Annotated in this window: 18 protein-coding genes and 1 pseudogene; 14 read left to right on the top strand and 5 right to left on the bottom strand. The window is 65.1% G+C overall.

All coding sequences use genetic code 11. The features are described 5' to 3' along the window. Nucleotides 1-124 precede the first annotated feature (124 nt). Both BJ6T_RS08915 and BJ6T_RS08910 read right to left on the bottom strand, forming a co-directional pair. Nucleotides 125-655, bottom strand: coding sequence for a DUF3617 domain-containing protein (locus BJ6T_RS08915; protein WP_014491981.1), 531 nt, complete (start codon nucleotides 653-655; stop codon nucleotides 125-127). 30 nt (nucleotides 656-685) lie between these two features. After that, the gene (locus BJ6T_RS08910; RefSeq protein ID WP_014491980.1) at nucleotides 686-991 is read right to left on the bottom strand and encodes a hypothetical protein; all 306 of its coding nucleotides are present in this window, start codon (nucleotides 989-991) and stop codon (nucleotides 686-688) included. 183 nt (nucleotides 992-1,174) lie between these two features. On the opposite strand from BJ6T_RS08910, the gene BJ6T_RS08905 reads away from it, so the two are divergent. The 4 genes and pseudogenes from BJ6T_RS08905 to BJ6T_RS43130 all read left to right on the top strand — a co-directional run bounded on the left by BJ6T_RS08905 (nucleotide 1,175) and on the right by BJ6T_RS43130 (nucleotide 3,988). After that, entirely contained in the window at nucleotides 1,175-1,636 is a 462-nt protein-coding gene (locus BJ6T_RS08905) for a hypothetical protein (protein WP_028157971.1), read from the top strand. A gap of 130 nt (nucleotides 1,637-1,766) precedes the next feature. Continuing rightward, on the top strand, nucleotides 1,767-2,483 hold the full coding sequence (locus BJ6T_RS08900; RefSeq protein ID WP_014491978.1) for a ribonuclease T2 family protein: 717 nt from the start codon (nucleotides 1,767-1,769) through the stop codon (nucleotides 2,481-2,483). 179 nt (nucleotides 2,484-2,662) lie between these two features. Further along, a complete protein-coding gene (locus BJ6T_RS08895) occupies nucleotides 2,663-3,523 on the top strand; it encodes a 23S rRNA (adenine(2030)-N(6))-methyltransferase RlmJ (RefSeq protein ID WP_014491977.1) in 861 nt (286 codons plus the stop codon). Between the two features lie 250 nt (nucleotides 3,524-3,773). Further along, nucleotides 3,774-3,988: pseudogene (locus tag BJ6T_RS43130) on the top strand (cold-shock protein). 80 nt (nucleotides 3,989-4,068) lie between these two features. Here the strand turns inward: BJ6T_RS43130 and BJ6T_RS08890 are convergent. Continuing rightward, complete coding sequence (locus tag BJ6T_RS08890) at nucleotides 4,069-4,692, bottom strand: outer membrane protein (RefSeq protein ID WP_014491976.1); 624 nt, start codon at nucleotides 4,690-4,692, stop codon at nucleotides 4,069-4,071. 249 nt (nucleotides 4,693-4,941) lie between these two features. Between BJ6T_RS08890 and uvrC the strand changes: the two genes are divergently transcribed. From uvrC to BJ6T_RS08855, 7 genes are all read left to right on the top strand, one after another. Further along, nucleotides 4,942-7,005 carry an excinuclease ABC subunit UvrC gene (uvrC, locus tag BJ6T_RS08885; protein WP_014491975.1) on the top strand — a complete coding sequence of 688 codons (2,064 nt, stop codon included), beginning with the start codon at nucleotides 4,942-4,944 and terminating at the stop codon, nucleotides 7,003-7,005. Nucleotides 7,006-7,101: 96 nt separating this feature from the next. Continuing rightward, the gene (gene pgsA / locus BJ6T_RS08880) at nucleotides 7,102-7,719 is read left to right on the top strand and encodes a CDP-diacylglycerol--glycerol-3-phosphate 3-phosphatidyltransferase (protein ID WP_014491974.1); all 618 of its coding nucleotides are present in this window, start codon (nucleotides 7,102-7,104) and stop codon (nucleotides 7,717-7,719) included. After that, a complete protein-coding gene (gene moaD / locus BJ6T_RS08875; protein WP_014491973.1) occupies nucleotides 7,716-7,967 on the top strand; it encodes a molybdopterin converting factor subunit 1 in 252 nt (83 codons plus the stop codon). The genes pgsA and moaD overlap by 4 nt, the downstream gene beginning before the upstream one ends. A 3-nt stretch (nucleotides 7,968-7,970) precedes the next feature. Further along, complete coding sequence (locus BJ6T_RS08870) at nucleotides 7,971-8,453, top strand: molybdenum cofactor biosynthesis protein MoaE (RefSeq protein ID WP_014491972.1); 483 nt, start codon at nucleotides 7,971-7,973, stop codon at nucleotides 8,451-8,453. Next, nucleotides 8,453-9,412, top strand: a complete 960-nt coding sequence (gene prmB, locus BJ6T_RS08865) for a 50S ribosomal protein L3 N(5)-glutamine methyltransferase (protein WP_014491971.1) — start codon at nucleotides 8,453-8,455, stop codon at nucleotides 9,410-9,412. The genes BJ6T_RS08870 and prmB overlap by 1 nt, the downstream gene beginning before the upstream one ends. An 89-nt stretch (nucleotides 9,413-9,501) precedes the next feature. Next, nucleotides 9,502-10,089 carry a phage holin family protein gene (locus BJ6T_RS08860; protein WP_014491970.1) on the top strand — a complete coding sequence of 196 codons (588 nt, stop codon included), beginning with the start codon at nucleotides 9,502-9,504 and terminating at the stop codon, nucleotides 10,087-10,089. A gap of 1 nt (nucleotide 10,090) precedes the next feature. Continuing rightward, nucleotides 10,091-11,221, top strand: a complete 1,131-nt coding sequence (locus tag BJ6T_RS08855; protein ID WP_014491969.1) for a YihY/virulence factor BrkB family protein — start codon at nucleotides 10,091-10,093, stop codon at nucleotides 11,219-11,221. 49 nt (nucleotides 11,222-11,270) lie between these two features. Here the strand turns inward: BJ6T_RS08855 and BJ6T_RS08850 are convergent, their stop codons facing one another. Then, a complete protein-coding gene (locus BJ6T_RS08850) occupies nucleotides 11,271-12,110 on the bottom strand; it encodes a class I SAM-dependent methyltransferase (protein WP_014491968.1) in 840 nt (279 codons plus the stop codon). Nucleotides 12,111-12,230: 120 nt separating this feature from the next. Between BJ6T_RS08850 and BJ6T_RS08845 the strand changes: the two genes are divergently transcribed. The 3 genes from BJ6T_RS08845 to BJ6T_RS08835 all read left to right on the top strand — a co-directional run bounded on the left by BJ6T_RS08845 (nucleotide 12,231) and on the right by BJ6T_RS08835 (nucleotide 16,375). Then, nucleotides 12,231-13,793 (top strand): winged helix-turn-helix domain-containing tetratricopeptide repeat protein, encoded by a 1,563-nt coding sequence (locus tag BJ6T_RS08845; protein WP_028169829.1) that lies wholly within the window; start codon nucleotides 12,231-12,233, stop codon nucleotides 13,791-13,793. 230 nt (nucleotides 13,794-14,023) lie between these two features. After that, entirely contained in the window at nucleotides 14,024-15,505 is a 1,482-nt protein-coding gene (locus tag BJ6T_RS08840) for an EAL domain-containing protein (RefSeq protein WP_014491966.1), read from the top strand. A 15-nt stretch (nucleotides 15,506-15,520) separates the two neighbouring features. Next, a complete protein-coding gene (locus tag BJ6T_RS08835; RefSeq protein WP_014491965.1) occupies nucleotides 15,521-16,375 on the top strand; it encodes a TIGR01459 family HAD-type hydrolase in 855 nt (284 codons plus the stop codon). A gap of 252 nt (nucleotides 16,376-16,627) precedes the next feature. Here the strand turns inward: BJ6T_RS08835 and BJ6T_RS08830 are convergent, their stop codons facing one another. Next, on the bottom strand, nucleotides 16,628-17,023 hold the full coding sequence (locus BJ6T_RS08830) for a response regulator (RefSeq protein WP_007596883.1): 396 nt from the start codon (nucleotides 17,021-17,023) through the stop codon (nucleotides 16,628-16,630). Nucleotides 17,024-17,026: the final 3 nt, after the last annotated feature.

Raw genomic sequence — 17,026 nt, 5'->3', positions numbered from 1 at the left:
CGAATTCGGGTGAGGGGGTACAGGTCTCACGACAATCTCATACGCGGAGAGACTGCCCCTCACCCCAACCCTCTCCCCGTAAAAACGGGGCGAGGGAGCGCACCGGTTGTGCGGGGACGACACCCTACTTCGGCAGCAGCGCCTTCAGCTTGTCCATGTCGCGCACGTTCATCTTGAAGCCGCCGGGCATCACGATGTCGCCGGGCTTCTGGTCGGGCTTGCAGGCCCCGAGCCACTTGGCTTCGAGCTGCATCGTGGTGTCGCGGCCTGCTGCGCCGGCGGCGCCGCCTTGTGCATGCGACGAGGTCTTCACCGTATAGGCCGAGTTGAAATCGCCGGTGATCTCGGCATGCGAGGTCGTGCTGATGCCGGCGACGCTACACTCGGAATCGCTGACATAACCGGTCGCGGTCTTCTTGATGTCCTGCTTGGCGCAGATCTGCTTGGCCATCGGGGAGACGTTGTTGTTCATCTCCTTGTCGACGGTCTCGTCGGTGCAGTGCTGCATGGTCATCTCCGGCATCGGCGTGCCGGTCCTGACCATCTTCATCTCCCAGAGACCGGCCTTGCGCACCGGCAGATCGTCAGCGCTGGCGCTGCCTGCCTGCAACACAAGACAAAGGACCGAGCCGAGCAAAGCGAGCTTGCGCGTCATGTGGGAAGCTCCCGACGTTCCGAAAGCGCCTCAGTACAGCGTGCGGATCGGCTGTTGGGCAGCGCCATAGGGCACCCAACGGCAGGAGAACGAGATGTAGCCGCCCTCAAAGGCCTGCACCGCGAGGAATTTCACGACCTTGCCGTAGCGCGCGCAGTGATCGACCGCGACCTGCCGCGCATCGGTCTGGGTCGCCATCGAATAAGCGATGATGCCGCCGGTGTCGTTGCCCTTGAACGGGGGCACCGGAAGCATATCGGCGCGTGCCGACTGGCTGGCCATCATTCCCGAGACAACCAGGCCGGCAAGAAGGCCCGCGGCCGCAATGATTCGCATTCCCGTCACTCCAATTGGTTGGCGCCAGTTTACGGTGCCGGGATGTCCATGAAAAGAACTGATGCCCTGCCGGCTGCGACGCTAGGGTCAACTCTTGGCCAAGTGTTGCCGCGCTGCACTTGACCTGCCCCGGCCTTCGCGGCACCGTCCATGCTTCGCAAGACCCAGCTGTCCGGATTGCCCATGCGCGCCCTCACCCTGAAATCGCTCCGCTTTGCCGCCTTGCTCGGCCTCATGTTCGGGGCGCTGTCGCTCGGTGAGGCCAGGGCTGCCAATCCGCTGGAGCTGAACTTCTGGCTGAACGGGCCGCGCTATGACGGCGCCGTCGTCGATTGCGAGAGGGCGCTGCCGACCATCGCCACCCAGTTCTGGGAGAAGGAAAGCTCGTTCTGGAATTCCTCGTTGAAGATCACCGGCTTCGCCGCCGTTCACGAGATCGCGTTCCGGCCCTGGCAGTCCGACAACATTCCGCGCCGCTATTGCACCGGCGACGCCATGCTCAATGACGGCAAGGTGCGCAAGGTGCATTTCTCGATCATCGAGGATGGCGGCTTCGCCGGCTACGGCAATGGTGTGGAATGGTGCGTGGTCGGGCTCGACCGCAACTGGGCCTACAATCCGTCCTGCCGCGCCGCCAGGCCTTGATAGACGAGCCTTCACCGGGAAAGGCCTGAATCGGACTGATCAGGCGGCTGACGGCTATCTCGCATTTTGTTCTTGAAATGTTCTTGTTGCCTGCTAGGCTGATTGCACAGTCTAGTTGAGGGGCGTCGCCATGTTTCATTTTAGATTGCATTCCTTCACCCGTCTCGTGATCTCACTGACCCTCCCCCTGGTTCTTGCCGCCGGGCTAGTCGCGCTGCCGGATGCCGCGAAGGCCCAGGACAGACGGCAGAACGCGCCCGGCGAATTCGACTTCTATGTGCTGTCGCTGTCATGGTCGCCCTCGTTCTGCGAGGAGGCGTCCGAGCGCAACCGCGGCGGCGGTGGTCGCTCGCAGATGCAGTGCAGCGGGCGGCCCTACGCGTTCGTGGTGCACGGGCTGTGGCCGCAATACGAGAACGGCTTCCCCGAATATTGCCAGCGGCCGTCGCCACGCCTGAACCGCAACATCGTCTCTTCGATGCTCGATTTGATGCCGGCGCCGGGGCTGATCTTCAACGAGTGGGACAAGCACGGCACCTGCTCCGGGCTCGACAGCCGCAATTATTTCGAGACGATCCGTAAGGCGCGCGCCGCGATCAAGATCCCGGCGGAATATCTCGAACTGTCGCAGGCCAAGACCGTGGCGCCGGGCGAGGTGGAGGAAGCCTTTATCAGAGCCAATGCGGGCCTGAGCAACGCGGCCATCTCGGTCACCTGCAACCGGACCCGGCTCTCGGAGGTCCGCATCTGCCTCAGCAAGGACCTGCAATTCCGGGCCTGCGAGGAGATCGAGCGCCGCGCCTGCCGCCGTGACCAGGTGACGATGCCGCCGATCAGAGGTGGCTAGTCCAAGCGCTCCGGACGCAGCGCCGCTTCGGCGGTGCGCTGCAGAATCGGGGTCAATGCTGCATGGGAATCCAGACCCCGGGCCCTGGCCTGGCCCACAACACTAAGAGCATTGCGGCACGTCCGCGACAGGTGCGCATGCCGCTTTGCTCAAGCCGTGACGTAGCGTAGTCCTGTCTCATGAACTACCGTCACGCCTTCCACGCCGGAAACTTCGCCGATGTCATCAAGCACATCGTGCTGGCGCGCATCATTACCTACCTTCAGGACAAGCCGGGCGCATTCCGTGTCATCGACACCCATGCCGGCGCCGGCCTCTATGATCTCGAAAGCGACGAGGCGCGCCGCAGTGGTGAATGGCTGACCGGCATCGCGCGGCTGATGCAGGCGCGCCTGTCGAACGACGCCGTGGCGCTGGCCAAGCCCTATCTCGACATCGTTCGCGCCTACAATCCGAAGGGCGAGCTTAGGGCTTATCCGGGTTCGCCGCTGATCACGCGCGGCCTGCTGCGGCCGCAGGACCGCCTCGTTGCCTGCGAGCTCGAGCCGAAGGCGCGCAAGGCGCTGATCGGTGTGCTGCGCCGCGACGAACAGGCACGCGTAGTCGATCTCGACGGCTGGGTCGCGCTGCCGGCCTTCGTGCCACCGAAGGAACGGCGCGGGCTCGTGCTGATCGACCCGCCGTTCGAGGCGAAAGACGAGTTCGAAAAGCTCGGCGACGCCTTCTCGGCGGCTTTCGCGAAGTGGCCGACCGGTATCTATGTAATCTGGTATCCGGCCAAGAGCCGGCGCGCCACCGACACGCTGGTGCAATCAGTGGCGCGGCTCGCAGCCGCAGCAAAACCACCAGGAAAATGTCTGCGTCTCGAATTCAGTGTCGCGCCGCAGCTTGATGGCGCCGCCCTCACCTCCGCCGGATTGTTGATCGTCAATCCGCCGTACACGCTGCATGGCGAGCTCAAGACGATCCTGCCCGAGCTGGAGATACCGCTCGGACAGGGCGGAGCTGCCAGATTCCGATTAGAGGTGCCGAGGCCGTAACACCCCGGCATTCTTGGGAAAAAGATGCAGGAGCGGTAGTCAATCTGCAGAGAACCGTATTATGCTGTTTGCGTGACTGGCTTTACGTTCCGCTTCCGCGAATGGTTGCGGCGGAGTGAAGGCCTAAGAAAGATCCGATCGGACCGAAAGGTCCGCCCAAGGATGGCCAGCTCCCGGGCTTCGTAAGGCCCGGTCATGTCGTGACGTGAGTCTGCGTCGCGACGGAGGAGCAATGAGGGGGAGTTTCCCGATGGCCATGACGGGAACGGTCAAGTTTTTAACGGCGAGCGCGGCTACGGTTTCATCAAGCCCGACGATGGCGGCCGCGACGTCTTCGTGCACATTACTGCTGTGGAGCGTGCGGGACTGAAAGACCTCGCCGAAGGACAGCGCATTACTTTTGAAGTCGAGCCGGACAAGAAGGGGAAGGGACCAAAGGCGGTCAATTTGGTCATCCTCTCCTAGAGCGTTTTCGAGCGAACACCTGGCGAAAAAAACCGGCCGCGAGCGGCCGGGAGGCTGTCCGGTATTTTCTTCTTCAACTATCAGAAGTGATAGTTCACGCCTGCGCGCACAACGCTGGCGCTATAGCCGTTTGACACGCCGGTAATTGCGAACTGGCTCGTCGACAGATCGATGTAGAGATATTCGAGCTTGGCGCTCCAGTTCGGCGCGAAGCCGACTTCCGCGCCGGCACCGATGGTCCAGCCCGCGGTGGTGTGCGACTCCGTCCAGCCGAATGTCTGCGCGCGCAGTTCGCCGAAGGCGAGGCCGGCGGTGCCGTAGAACAGCACGTTGCTGAAGGCATAGCCGGCGCGGCCGCGCAGCGTGCCGAACCAGGGGTTGGAGAACTTCCACGGCGCGAAGGTGTCATCTGCGCCCGCGGCCTGGATATCGCCCTCGACGCCGAACACCCATGGACCGTTCTGGAAATTGTAGCCGGCCTGCACGCCGCCGACGAAACCGGAGGGCTTGACGGGCGAGTTACTCACCGAGCCCCACTCATAGCCGAGATTGGCACCGAGATACGGACCGGCCCAGCTATAGGCATTGAGCGGCTGATTGACGGTGTAGGGCGCACCCTGCCCGTAGTTGAGATCGGCGGCCTCTGCCGAAGCTGTCCAGCCGGCTGCAACCAACACGGCTGCGCCTACAACGAACCCCCTCATCGGTACTCTCCAACGCAACTGCCGTCCCCCGCGATGCCTGCGCCGCCGCGCGAGGCAAAATCGCATGGTTACGGAACCTCCTCTTTTTCGCGTGAGATTTATCGAGAGTTTTAGGTTAAAGGCCTGTTAAGCCGGGTTACCGCGCTCTTAACAGGCTTAAGCAAGCGTTACCCGGAACCGCGCCGCCATCGTGTGTGTGCCGCAAGGCTGGAACTTCAAATCGGCACCCCCAGCGCCTAAATTCGCATCATGGCTCACGATTCCACCGACAATCCGGACGACGCGCGCGCGCGCAAATCTCCGCGCGGCACGACGGCCGACGCCCCGCCGGAGAGCCTGGCGCCGCCGGACCTCGATCCCGCCACCACTGCTGGCGAGGACGAGGACGATGCGCTGCTGCCTGACATCCTGGAGGAGAGCGGCGCGGTCGGCGAAGAGCCGCTGGCGACCGGCCATGAAGCGATCGAGCGCGCGGTCCGCCTCGCGCCCACCTCGCCGGGCGTCTATCGCATGCTCAGCGCCAATGCCGACGTGCTCTATGTCGGCAAGGCCAAGAACGTCAAAAAGCGCCTGTCGAACTATGCGCGCCAGAGCGCGCCGCAACCGGCGCGCATCCTGCGCATGATCGCAGCCACGGTGACCGTGGAAATCGTCTCGACCAACACCGAGACCGAAGCGCTGCTGCTGGAAGCCAATCTCATCAAGCAGCTCCGGCCGCGCTTCAACGTGCAGCTGCGCGACGACAAGTCGTTTCCCTACATCCTGATCACCGGCGACCATTGGGCGCCGCAGATCCTCAAGCACCGCGGCGCGCAGACCCGGCCCGGGCGCTATTTCGGCCCGTTCGCTTCCGCCGGCGCGGTCAACCGCACCATCACCGCCTTGCAGCGCGCGTTCCTGATTCGTTCCTGCACCGATTCCTTCTTCGAGAGCCGCTCGCGGCCCTGCCTGCTCTACCAGATCCGCCGCTGCGCCGGCCCCTGCACCCGCGAGATCGACTTCCCCGGCTACACGACGCTGGTGCGCGAGGCGACCGACTTCCTCTCCGGCAAGAGCCACGCGGTGAAGCAGGAGCTTGCCGGCGAGATGGAGAAGGCCTCCGGCGAGCTCGAATTCGAGACCGCGGCACTCTACCGCGACCGCCTCGCCGCGCTGTCGGCGATCCAGTCGCAGCAGGGCATCAATCCGCGCACCGTGGAAGAAGCCGACGTGTTCGCGGTCCACCAGGAGGGCGGTTTCTTTTGCGTCGAAGTGTTCTTCTTCCGCACCGGGCAGAACTGGGGCAACCGCGCCTATTTCCCGCGCGCGGAGAAGACCTATACGCCGGAGGAAGTGCTGGGATCCTTCCTCGCCCAGTTCTACGACGACAAGCCGCCGCCGAAGAACATCCTGCTCTCGCACGAGATCGAGGAGAGCGAGCTGCTCGCCAACGCGCTGTCGATCAAGGCCGGCCACAAGATCGAGGTCACGGCGCCCAAGCGCGGCGAGAAGAAGGAGCTGGTCGCCCACGCGCTGACCAATGCGCGCGAGGCGCTCGGCCGCAAGCTCGCGGACACCGCGACGCAGAGCCGGCTGCTCGACGCCATGGCCACGACGCTGAGCCTGCCGCATTCGCCCAAGCGCATTGAGGTCTACGACAACAGCCACATCCAGGGCACCAATGCGGTCGGCGCCATGATCGTCGCCGGCCCCGATGGTTTCGTGAAGAACCAGTACCGCAAGTTCAACATCAAGTCGGAAGGGCTCACGCCGGGCGACGATTACGGCATGATGCGCGAGGTGCTGGAACGCCGCTTCAAGCGCCTGATCAATCCGCCCGAGGACGCCGCCGGCAAGGCCAAGGACGACGACTTCCCGCAATGGCCCGACCTCGTGATCATCGACGGCGGTCGCGGCCAGCTCAACGCCGTCCGGGAGATCTTTACGAATCTCGGCCTGACCCAGGTGTCGCTGATGTCGGTCGCCAAGGGACCGGACCGGGATGCCGGCCGCGAAACCCTGTTCATGCCGGAGCGCGAGGCGATCAAGCTGGAGCCGCGCGACCCCGTGCTTTATTTCATCCAGCGCCTGCGCGACGAGGCCCACCGCTTCGTCATCGGTTCGCACCGCAAGCTGCGCAAGAAGGACATCCGCGAGGCCGGTTTGCAGGAGATCCCGGGCATCGGCCCGTCACGCAAACGTGCCTTGCTGCACCATTTCGGAACCCTGAAGGAGATCGAGCGGGCCTCGATCGCCGATCTCGGCAAGGTTCCGGGGGTGAGTGCCGAGAGCGCCCGCAGGATTTTCGACTATTTCCATCCCCAGCCGGGGTGAACTAAGGGGGCCGCGGTCATATGGTCGTCGCATGCTGCACCTCATTTGGGGAGCGGGACGGTTGACCTTCAGGCACGAGCGGTATTGGTAGGACGGATGAACATCGCCACGACACGAGGGACGACCAGCCGCGCGATGTCCCTCCCGAACATCCTGACCTATGGCCGGATCGCCGCGATCCCGGTCGTGGTCGGGTGCATCTATGCGCAGTCGATTCTGGATCAGCCGCTGTGGCTGCGCTGGGTCGCGGTCGCCATCTTCATCGCGGCAGCAGTGACCGACTACCTCGACGGCTATTACGCGCGAATCTGGAATCAGCAATCGGCATTCGGCCGGATGCTCGATCCGATCGCCGACAAGCTGCTGGTCGCCTCCTGCCTGCTGATGCTTGCCGCCGACGGCATCATCCATGGCTGGTCGCTGTGGGCCGCCATCGTGATCCTGTGCCGCGAGATCCTGGTCTCGGGCCTGCGCGAATATCTCGCGGCGTTGCGGGTGAGCGTTCCCGTGACCAAGCTTGCGAAGTGGAAGACGACCGTTCAGCTCATCGCCATCGGCTTCCTGCTCGCGGGCCCGGCCGGTGATGAGGTGGTGCCCGTGGTCTCGATGATCGGGCTGGCGCTGCTCTGGGCCTCGGCGATCCTCACCATATACACCGGCTACGACTATTTCCGCGCCGGCATCCATCACCTCATCAAGGAGGATGAGGCATGAAGGTGAAGTACTTCGCCTGGGTGCGCGAGCGCGTCGGCAAGGCCGAGGAGACCATCGAGCCGCCGGCGACCGTGCGCACCGTCGAGGAGCTGATCGCCTGGCTATCCGGCCAGAGCGAGGCCTATGCCTACGCCTTCGAGAAGCCGAAGGTGATTCGCACCGCGATCGATCATGCCCACGTCAAATCGGACGCCGTGATCGCGGGCGCCCGCGAGATCGCGTTTTTCCCGCCGATGACCGGCGGCTAGGCCATGAGCGCCCCCGTCAGCCCCTGCCCCGTCACCATCCGCATCCAGCAGGACGATTTCGACATCGCGCGCGAGATCGCGATCCTGACCGGGAGCCGCACCGACATCGGCGCGGTCGTGAGCTTTTCCGGCATCTGCCGCGGCGACGAGGACAGCGCGAAGATCGCCGCCCTCACGCTCGAACATTATCCCGGCATGGCGGAAGAAGAGATCAAGCGCCATGCCGACGAAGCCACATCGCGCTGGCCGCTGAACGGCGTCACCATCATTCATCGCGTCGGGCGGTTCATGCCCGGCCAGAACATCGTGCTGGTGCTCGCGGCGTCGCAGCACCGCCAGGCAGCGTTCCAGGCAGCCGAGTTCCTGATGGACTATCTCAAGACCAGCGCGCCGTTCTGGAAGAAGGAAGAGAGCGCCACCGGCACCGGCTGGGTCGAAGCCCACGCCCGTGACGACGAGGCCGCCGCACGCTGGACCCGATCCTGATGGCAAGAGCATCCAAGAAGACCACGCGCGGCCGCGCCGCGCCAAAGCTCGCGAAGGTCGGTCGCGGCGAGTTGCTCACGCTGCTCGATTTCGTCCGCTATGCCGTGAGCCGCTTCGTTGAAGCAAAACTCGCCTTCGCCCATGGCACGACCGACCCGGTCGCGGAAGCAGCCTTCCTGGTCTGCGAAGCCCTGCATCTGCATCCCGACCAGTTCGAGATCTTTGCCCATGCCTGCGTCACGCCGGCGGAAGGCAAGACCATCGTCGACCTCATCCATCAGCGCGTCACCACGCGCAAACCGACCGCCTATCTCGTCAACAAGATCTACATGCGCGGCCTGCCCTTCTATGTCGACGAGCGCGTCATCGTGCCGCGCTCCTTCATCGGCGAACTGCTGGAGTCGCATTTCGGCGGCGACGGCGAGGCGGGCTCGCTGATCGACGACCCCACGGCCGTCGAACGCGTGCTCGATCTCTGCACGGGCTCGGGGTGTCTCGCGATCCTCGCCGCGCATCATTTCACGAATGCCACCGTTGATGCCGTCGACATCTCCAAGGGCGCGCTCGAAGTCGCCACACGAAATGTCGGCGAATTCGGGCTCGATGACCGGATCAGCCTGCATCGCGGCGACCTGTTCGCCCCGCTCGGCGACAACAGATACGACCTGATCATCACCAATCCGCCTTACGTCGATGCGGAAGGCATGGCCGCGCTGCCGCCGGAATGCCGCGCCGAACCGAAGCTCGCCTTTGACGGCGGTCCCGACGGTCTCGACGTGGTGCGCCGGATCCTGCGCGATGCGCCCGATCACCTGACGCCGGATGGCGGCTTGATCTGCGAGATCGGCCGCGGCCGCGAACTGGTCGACGAGGCCTTTCCGGAACTGCCGCTGCTCTGGCTCGACACCGAGGAATCCGAGGGCGAGGTGTTCTGGATCGCGGCCGCCGATCTCGGCTGATCCGTCCCGGCCCCGCGCTCCGCGCGGAACAAGTCAAGTTCCGCCACGTTCATCCCCCGACGAATTTTTCGTGCTCGGAGGATGTCCGCATGCTCGCGCCATCGGGCGAATTGCTGCGCGCCGGCATGGCGCTCAAGATCAATCACCTCAAGCGCGCCGCGCGATCGTACCTGCGCGACCGCACCAATCAGGCCACCGGCCGCGCGACATCCTATGCGGTCGCGGCAGGACTGTTCGCACTGGCCGGGCTGTTCCTGATCGCCACCCTCTTTGTCGGCCTGATGGCCCTTTATCGTTGGGTCGCGATCACCCACGGACAATTCTGGGGCTTTGGTGCCGTCGCGGCCGTGCTCCTGGTGCTGGCCGTATCCTGCGCCGGCGTGGCTCTGGCCCAAATGAAGCGTCGGGACAAGCCGATCGTGCCGCTTGCCAGCCGTATGCGCGTTGCGATCGCCACCCCGCGGATCCCGCGCGGAACGGTCAAGCAGGCGGTGAAAGAGGTCGCAACGACGATTCCCCTGGTGCCGCTCGCACCGGGCGAACGTGGCCGTGGCGGCAACGCAGTGTCGGCTCGGACCAACCGGCCCGTGCAGCTGGGTCTGATGCTCGCAGCCGTCGGGCTGTTGGGCTTCACGGCCGCACGCCGGCGCCGGCACGGCCACAGATTGGACGCTTGAAATGCGCGCGCGGCACACCGAGCACCTCGACAGTTGGTTGCTCGTCGCCGCCACCGCCGTCTTCGTGCTGTCCGCGGAACGCTACTTTCAGGAGTCCGGCCCGATCCGGTCAGGGCCTCCGCAAGACCATCGCAACAATGAAGCAAATTCGCCGGAAACGAGCCCGGCCGGCGCAGCGATGCAGCGCGGCCACGGCCGGCGCGCGAAAAGCCCTTTCGCGATCCCGTGGCCGGGCTGGAAGGACATCTTCTGGCGCACCTATCAGCGCATCGACGACGATCGCCTGCTCGCGACCGCGGGCGGCGTCGTCTTCTTCGGGCTGCTCGCGATCTTTCCCGCCGTGACCGCGCTGGTCTCATCCTACGGCCTGTTCGCCGATCCCTCGACGATCAGTTCCAACCTGCATTCGCTCGCGATGATGCTGCCCGAGGGCGCGTTCCAGATCGTCGAGGACCAGGTCGCGCGCGTGGTGTCCCACGGCAATACCGCGCTGGGTGTCACCTTCCTGTTTGGTCTCCTGCTCGCGATCTGGAGCGCCAATGCGGGCGTCAAAGCCATCTTCGATGCCCTCAATGTCGCCTATGAGGAGCGCGAAAAGCGCGGCTTCATCCGGCTGAACACAGTGTCGTTGGCTTTCACCGTCGGCGGCATCGCGGCGCTGCTGCTGATGGTGGGCACCGTGGTCGCCTTCCCGCTCGCGCTCGACCATCTCGGCATCGCGCCCGAGAGCAAGCTGATCGTCGCTCTCGGGCGATGGCCGGTGCTGTTCGTCATCCTGCTGGCGGCGCTTGCCGTCCTCTACCGCTTCGCACCCAGCCGCGACGCGCCGCGCTGGCAATGGCTGAGCCTCGGTGCGGTGACGGCCGCCATCCTCTGGATCGCCGGCTCGGCGCTCCTGTCCTGGTATCTCTCGGAATTCGCCAATTACAACGCGACCTACGGCTCGCTCGGCGCGGCGATCGGCTTGATGATGTGGATGTGGATGTCGGCGATCGTCATCATGTTCGGGGCCGAGCTGAACTCGGAGATCGAACGGCAGACCCTTCGGGATACGACCACCGGGCCGCCCAAGCCGCTCGGCACCCGGCAGGCCGTCTCGGCCGACACGGTCGGCGCCGCCGCACCATCCTGATTGCCGGCGGTCAGGCCGGGGCTCGGCCTGACCGGATCACGACAGCAATTCAGCGCTTGCTGATCACCGCCTCCAGATACTCGCTATGCACCACCACCGTACCGTCGTCGGCACGGTTGAACTCGCCGAGCAGCGCCATGAGATCGCGCCGCAGCGCGGCCTGGCCGGTCTCTTCCAGCGCCGCGAACGCTTTCAGCATCGGCCCGTAATAGGACTTGAAAACCTCGAGCCAATGCTCCGGCGAGCGATAACGGAAGACGAACATGCGCGGCTCGGCGGCGATCTCGGAAGCCTGACTGCCGAACATCTCTTCGAGCCGCCCCGGGGTGCCCCACAAGGCCGGCGACTTCACGCCCGCCGGCGGCGGCAGATGCTTGCCGATGGTCTTGAAGACCTGCCCGATGAAGCCCTGGGGCGTCCAGTTGGCGAGGCCGATCTTGCCGCCGGACTTGCAGACCCGCGCGAGCTCGGACGCCGCCTTGTCCTGATCCGGCGTGAACATGACGCCGAAGGTCGAGAGCACGACGTCGTAACTGGCATCCGCAAACGGCAGCGCTTCGGCATCCGCTTCACGGAATTCGATCATCAAATGCTCCGCCGCGGCCCGTTCGCGTCCCCGCTTGAGCAACGCGGCAACATAATCGGTCGATGTGACGTCGCACCAGCGTCGCGCGGCGGCCAGCGTCGCATTGCCGTTGCCGGCGGCGACATCAAGCACCTTGCTGCCGGCGCGCAAGTCGAGCGCCTCGCAGAGCTGCTCGCCGACGATCTGCAAGGTGGTGCCGACAATGGCATAGTCGCCGGATGACCAGGCGCCGTGCTGGCGCTGCTTGACGGCGGCGAGATCGGGTTGGGCGATGGCCGGCTTGAGCGCGGCGGATGTCGACATGGCAATTCTCCTGCGGTTGAAAACGCCGGGACGATAGGGCGCATGCGGCTCGCTGGCCTTGAGAGCGGCGTTATTTTACGCTGAGAACATCTTGATTTCCCCGCGCGAGCCGAGGGCGGCGTGACATTTCATTTCGAGGATTTCGTGCTCGACCCCGCGCGCCGCGAATTGCGGCGCGCGGAGACGCTCGTCGCGCTCGAGCCCCAGGTGTTCGATCTCCTGCTTTATCTGATCCGCAACCGCGAGCGCGTGGTAACGCGGGACAATCTGCTCGACGCGATCTGGAACGGCCGCGTCGTCTCGGAATCAACGCTGACCAGCCGGATCAACGCGGCGCGGCGCGCGGTCAACGACAATGGCGAAGAGCAGCGGCTGATCCGCACCGTCGCGCGCAAAGGCGTGCGGTTCGTCGGCGAAGTGACCGAAGGCACCGCCGCACCCTCATCGCCGGCGCCGGGCAAGCCGCCCATCGCAACACCGACGGAATTGCCACTGCCCGATCGTCCCGCAATCGCCGTCCTGCCCTTCACCAACATGAGCGGCGAGGCCGAGCAGGATTATTTTTCCGACGGCATCAGCGAGGACATCATCACCGCGCTGTCGAAGCTGCGCTGGTTCTTCGTGATCGCGCGCAACTCGTCCTTCATCTACAAGGGCCGCACGGTTCACCTGCGGCAGGTCGCCGAGGAGCTCGGCGTGCGCTATGTCGTCGAGGGCAGCGTCCGCAAGGAGGGCGATCGCGTCCGCATCACCGCGCAGCTCAACGATGTCGCCACCGGCAGTCATCTCTGGGCCGAACGCTACGACCGCGATCTCGCCGACGTCTTCGCCGTACAGGACGAGATCACCGAACGCATCGTCGCCGCGATCGAGCCGCAGCTCTATGCCGCGGAGAATTTTCGCGCCGAGCGCAAGCCGCCCGACAGCCTGGACGCCTGGGACCTTCTGATGCGCGCCCTCTCGCATTACTGGCGCGTGACGCGGCAGGATCACGTCGCGGCGCGAGCCCTGCTCGAAAAGGCCATCGCGCTCGACCCGAACTACGGCAAGGCGCTCGGGCTGCTCGGCACCAGCTACATGTTCACGGCGCATATGGGCTGGATGGAGATGGCCGCGGCGCTGCCGGTGGCCGAGCGCGCGGCGCGGGCCGCGATCCGCGCCGACGACCAGGATGCCTGGGCGCATAATGCGCTCGGCCATGTCGATCTGTTCGCACGCCGGTTCGAGGATTCGCTTGCCGAATTCGAGACCGCGCTGCGGCTCAATCCGAACTTTGCGCTGGCACAGGGCTATTATGGCCTGACGCTCAGCTATTGCGGCCGCTGGCGGGATGCCGACGAGGCCGCGCGGCGCGCGATCCGCCTCAGCCCGCGCGACCCCTATGCACCCGTCTATTTCGGCATCGCCGCCTTTGCCCGCTTCCTCGGCAGGGACTATGCGGAAGCGATCCGGCTCGCACAGGAGGCCCTGCGCCAACGCGGCGACTTCGTCGGCGGGCACCGGGTGCTGACCGCGGCCGCGGCGATGGCCGGGCAAACCGAGACCGCCCGCGCGGCACTGAAGGAACTCCACCGAGCCCAGCCCAACGTCTCGCTCGCCTGGATCGCCGAGTTCATGCCGATCAAGCTCGCCGCCGACCGCGAGCACTACCTCGAAGCCTTTCGCCGGGCCGGCCTGACCTAGACTGTCCGGGCATGATCTCCGCGCAAACGCGTTCCGCGTTTGTCGCGAGGGAAAACCGCCGCGCACTTTTCCGGATCATGCTCCGGCGCCGCGAACAGGCCGCTATCCCCTCGAATCAACAATGATGTTAAGGTCGCCTTGCTTGGGGGAGCATGAGGCGTGACGGGTTCGCACACTGGCCCGTGTTTTCCCGGATGAGGCAGTCAGCTCTTTGAGGCGTAACGCGCGGCATGATTCGCATTTCGACGATCTTCATCGCCATCTGCATGGTTCTGGTCGCGGCCTCGCTCGGGCTTGTCCTCTACTCGGTCGCCGGCATCAGCGGAACCGAATCCGCCATCGTGGCGCTGACCGCGCTGACCTTCCTGATCCTCTACAACGCGGTTTCGATGCGGCTGCGCGATCGCAGTGACGTCGGCGGCCAGATCGCCGACCTCTCGCGCGGCACCGCCGACCTCGCCCGCCAGGTCGCCGAGTTCGGCCGCCGGCTCGCGGCGATGGAGGGGCGCATCGCCTCGGCCAACTCGACCAACTCCGACCGCATCCAGTCAGTGGTCGGCGAGATCAACGAGCTCGGCGGGCTGGTCAGGCAGCTCGCCACCACGGTGTCAGCCCATGAAGACCTCTTGGCCGGGGCCGCGCCGACCCCCGCCCCCGCTCCGGTCGCCCGGCCGGAGCCGGAGGCACCGCTCGACCTGATTGCGGCCTTCGAGGAGCGGCCAGCTGCCCCTCCGCCATTGCGCGCACCTCCGCCGCAGCCAACACCAGCGATCCAGACCCAGGCCGCTGTTCCGGTTCAGGCGGCCAATGGCCGCAACCAGACCCAGTTACTGACGACACTGCGCAACGCCATCGACGAGAACCGCATCGACATCTTCCTCCAGCCCATGGTGACGCTGCCGCAGCGCAAGGTGCGGTTCTACGAAGCCGTGACGCGCCTGCGCGACGAGCGCGACCAGCTGATCGCCGCCGAGGAATTCATCAGCATCGCCGAAGCCTCGGGTCTGATCGGACGCATCGACAACATGGTGATGCTGCGCTGTGTGCAGGTGCTGCGGCGCCTGATGGTGCGCAACAAGGATGTCGGCGTGTTCTGCAACGTCGCGGCCTCCACGCTCGGCAATTCCACCAGCTTCGCGCAGTGCCTCGACTTCCTCGAGGCCAACCGGGCGCTGGCGCCATCGCTGGTGCTGGAGTTCAAGCAGTCAACCTTCCGCAACCTCGGCCCGGCCGAGACTGAGAACCTCGCGGCGCTCGCCCAGCGCGGCTTCCGCTTCTCGATCGACCATGTCACAGACCTCAGGATCGAGCCGCGAGAGCTCGCCGATCGCGGCGTGCGCTTCATCAAGGTGCCGGCGTCCCTGCTGCTCGACCCCAGGCAGGCCTCGACCTCGGACATCCATCCTTCCGACCTCTCCGACCTGCTCGGCCGCTTCGGCATCGACCTGATCGCCGAACGGATCGAGGGCGAGCGTGCAGTGGTCGATTTGCTCGACTTTGACGTGCGGTTCGGTCAGGGGTTCCTGTTCGCGCCGCCCCGGCCATTGCGGCCTGAGGGGGCATCTGCTACCGGCGGGGCCTCGCCGAACCCGGCGCAGGAAATTCAGGGATCCAATGGCTCCGCTTCTCCCAGCCAAGGCGCGACATCTGGCGCTTCAGCGCCACCAGCCCCACGCATCACCGGCAACGCGGCGCTCGCGCGCCGGATCTGATCGGCCGCACGCATCATGACCACGCTGCATTTCGCCGAAAGCCTGCGCGAACTCGTGGGCGGCGTTGACGTTGTGCTCAGCGACATCTGGGGCGTGGTTCACAACGGCCTGGAATCCTTCCCCGAGGCCTGCGAGGCGTTGCATACCTATCGCAGCCGCGGCGGTACGGTGATCCTGATCACCAATGCCCCGCGCCCGGCCGACTCGGTCCAACGGCAATTGCGCAAGCTCGGCGTCGCGGACGAGACCTATGACGCGATCGTCTCGTCGGGCGACCTGACGCGGCTCTATGTCGCCGAGCATCCCGGCCGCAAGATGTTCTGGCTCGGACCCGAGCGCGACAACTCGATCTATCGCGGCCTCGATGCGACGACCGCGCCGCTGGAAGAAGCCGACTACATCGTCTGCACCGGCCTCTATGACGACGAGACCGAGACCGCGGAAGACTATCGCGGCATGATGCTGAAGGCGCGCGAGCGCAAGCTGACGCTGGTCTGCGCCAATCCCGATATCGTGGTGGAACGCGGCGACCGGCTGATCTATTGCGCCGGCGCGATCGCGGAACTCTATCGCGAGCTCGGCGGCGAGGTGATCTTCTACGGCAAGCCGCATCGCCCGATCTACGAGCGCGCGATGATGCTCGCCGGCGAGCGCCAGGGCCACATGATCGACCGGAAAAAGGTGCTGGCGATCGGCGATTCCGTCCGGACCGACCTCACGGGCGCGCGCGAATTCGGCATCGATTGCCTGTTCGTCACCCGCGGCATCCATGCCGAGGAGTTCGAGGGCCTCGACCAGCTCGACCCGAAGTCGGTGATGGAGTTGTTCGGCCACCCGCCGAAGGCGCTGATGCGCGAATTGAAGTGGTGATGGTGGAGCCCGCGCAGGTGCTGCGGGCTTAGACCAATTGCTTAGACCCGAATGCCGTCATGGCCTGGCTTAGCCGTCCGAAGGACGGCGTCGCTTCCGCTCGCCATAGCCGTCCGAAGGACGGCGTCGCTTCCGCTCGCCTATGCCCCCGGCCATCCACGTCTTCATTTGCAGGATCCAAGAACGTGGATGCCCGGGACAAGCCCGGGCATGACGATCTCCATAGAGAGCTGCTGTGCGGTCAGGCGGCGCTTACGCGCTCGCCATGTCCGGGAAGACCGCTTCGATCTTGGTCTTCAGCGTCGCCGCGTTGAACGGCTTGACGATGTAGTTGTTCACGCCGGCCTTCTTGGCCGCGATCACGTTCTCGGTCTTCGATTCCGCCGTGATCATGATGAAAGGCGTGGTGGCGAGGTTCGGATCGGCGCGCACCTCGCGCAGCAGGTCGTAACCCGTCATCGGCTCCATGTTCCAATCGGAAATCACGAGCCCGTACTTCTTGCCACGCATCTTGTTCAGCGCCGCCGAACCGTCGCTTGCATCATCGATGTTCTCGAAGCCAAGCTGCTTCAGGAGATTCCTGATGATACGGATCATGGTGCTGTAGTCATCAACCACCAGAACCGACATCGACAAATCAACCGCCATCTC

The sequence above is a fragment of the Bradyrhizobium japonicum USDA 6 genome (assembly GCF_000284375.1).
Lineage (GTDB): Bacteria > Pseudomonadota > Alphaproteobacteria > Rhizobiales > Xanthobacteraceae > Bradyrhizobium > Bradyrhizobium japonicum.
This window is presented reverse-complemented; position numbering and strand designations above follow the sequence as displayed.

Bases quoted from the DNA above. Each gene is read 5' to 3' on its own strand.
- BJ6T_RS08915 (WP_014491981.1), bottom strand. From the start codon at position 655: ATGACGCGCAAGCTCGCTTTGCTCGGCTCGGTCCTTTGTCTTGTGTTG.
- BJ6T_RS08910 (WP_014491980.1), bottom strand. From the start codon at position 991: ATGCGAATCATTGCGGCCGCGGGCCTTCTTGCCGGCCTGGTTGTCTCG.
- BJ6T_RS08905 (WP_028157971.1), top strand. From the start codon at position 1,175: ATGCGCGCCCTCACCCTGAAATCGCTCCGCTTTGCCGCCTTGCTCGGC.
- BJ6T_RS08900 (WP_014491978.1), top strand. From the start codon at position 1,767: ATGTTTCATTTTAGATTGCATTCCTTCACCCGTCTCGTGATCTCACTG.
- BJ6T_RS08895 (WP_014491977.1), top strand. From the start codon at position 2,663: ATGAACTACCGTCACGCCTTCCACGCCGGAAACTTCGCCGATGTCATC.
- BJ6T_RS08890 (WP_014491976.1), bottom strand. From the start codon at position 4,692: ATGAGGGGGTTCGTTGTAGGCGCAGCCGTGTTGGTTGCAGCCGGCTGG.
- uvrC (WP_014491975.1), top strand. From the start codon at position 4,942: ATGGCTCACGATTCCACCGACAATCCGGACGACGCGCGCGCGCGCAAA.
- pgsA (WP_014491974.1), top strand. From the start codon at position 7,102: ATGAACATCGCCACGACACGAGGGACGACCAGCCGCGCGATGTCCCTC.
- moaD (WP_014491973.1), top strand. From the start codon at position 7,716: ATGAAGGTGAAGTACTTCGCCTGGGTGCGCGAGCGCGTCGGCAAGGCC.
- BJ6T_RS08870 (WP_014491972.1), top strand. From the start codon at position 7,971: ATGAGCGCCCCCGTCAGCCCCTGCCCCGTCACCATCCGCATCCAGCAG.
- prmB (WP_014491971.1), top strand. From the start codon at position 8,453: ATGGCAAGAGCATCCAAGAAGACCACGCGCGGCCGCGCCGCGCCAAAG.
- BJ6T_RS08860 (WP_014491970.1), top strand. From the start codon at position 9,502: ATGCTCGCGCCATCGGGCGAATTGCTGCGCGCCGGCATGGCGCTCAAG.
- BJ6T_RS08855 (WP_014491969.1), top strand. From the start codon at position 10,091: ATGCGCGCGCGGCACACCGAGCACCTCGACAGTTGGTTGCTCGTCGCC.
- BJ6T_RS08850 (WP_014491968.1), bottom strand. From the start codon at position 12,110: ATGTCGACATCCGCCGCGCTCAAGCCGGCCATCGCCCAACCCGATCTC.
- BJ6T_RS08840 (WP_014491966.1), top strand. From the start codon at position 14,024: ATGATTCGCATTTCGACGATCTTCATCGCCATCTGCATGGTTCTGGTC.
- BJ6T_RS08835 (WP_014491965.1), top strand. From the start codon at position 15,521: ATGACCACGCTGCATTTCGCCGAAAGCCTGCGCGAACTCGTGGGCGGC.
- BJ6T_RS08830 (WP_007596883.1), bottom strand. From the start codon at position 17,023: ATGGCGGTTGATTTGTCGATGTCGGTTCTGGTGGTTGATGACTACAGC.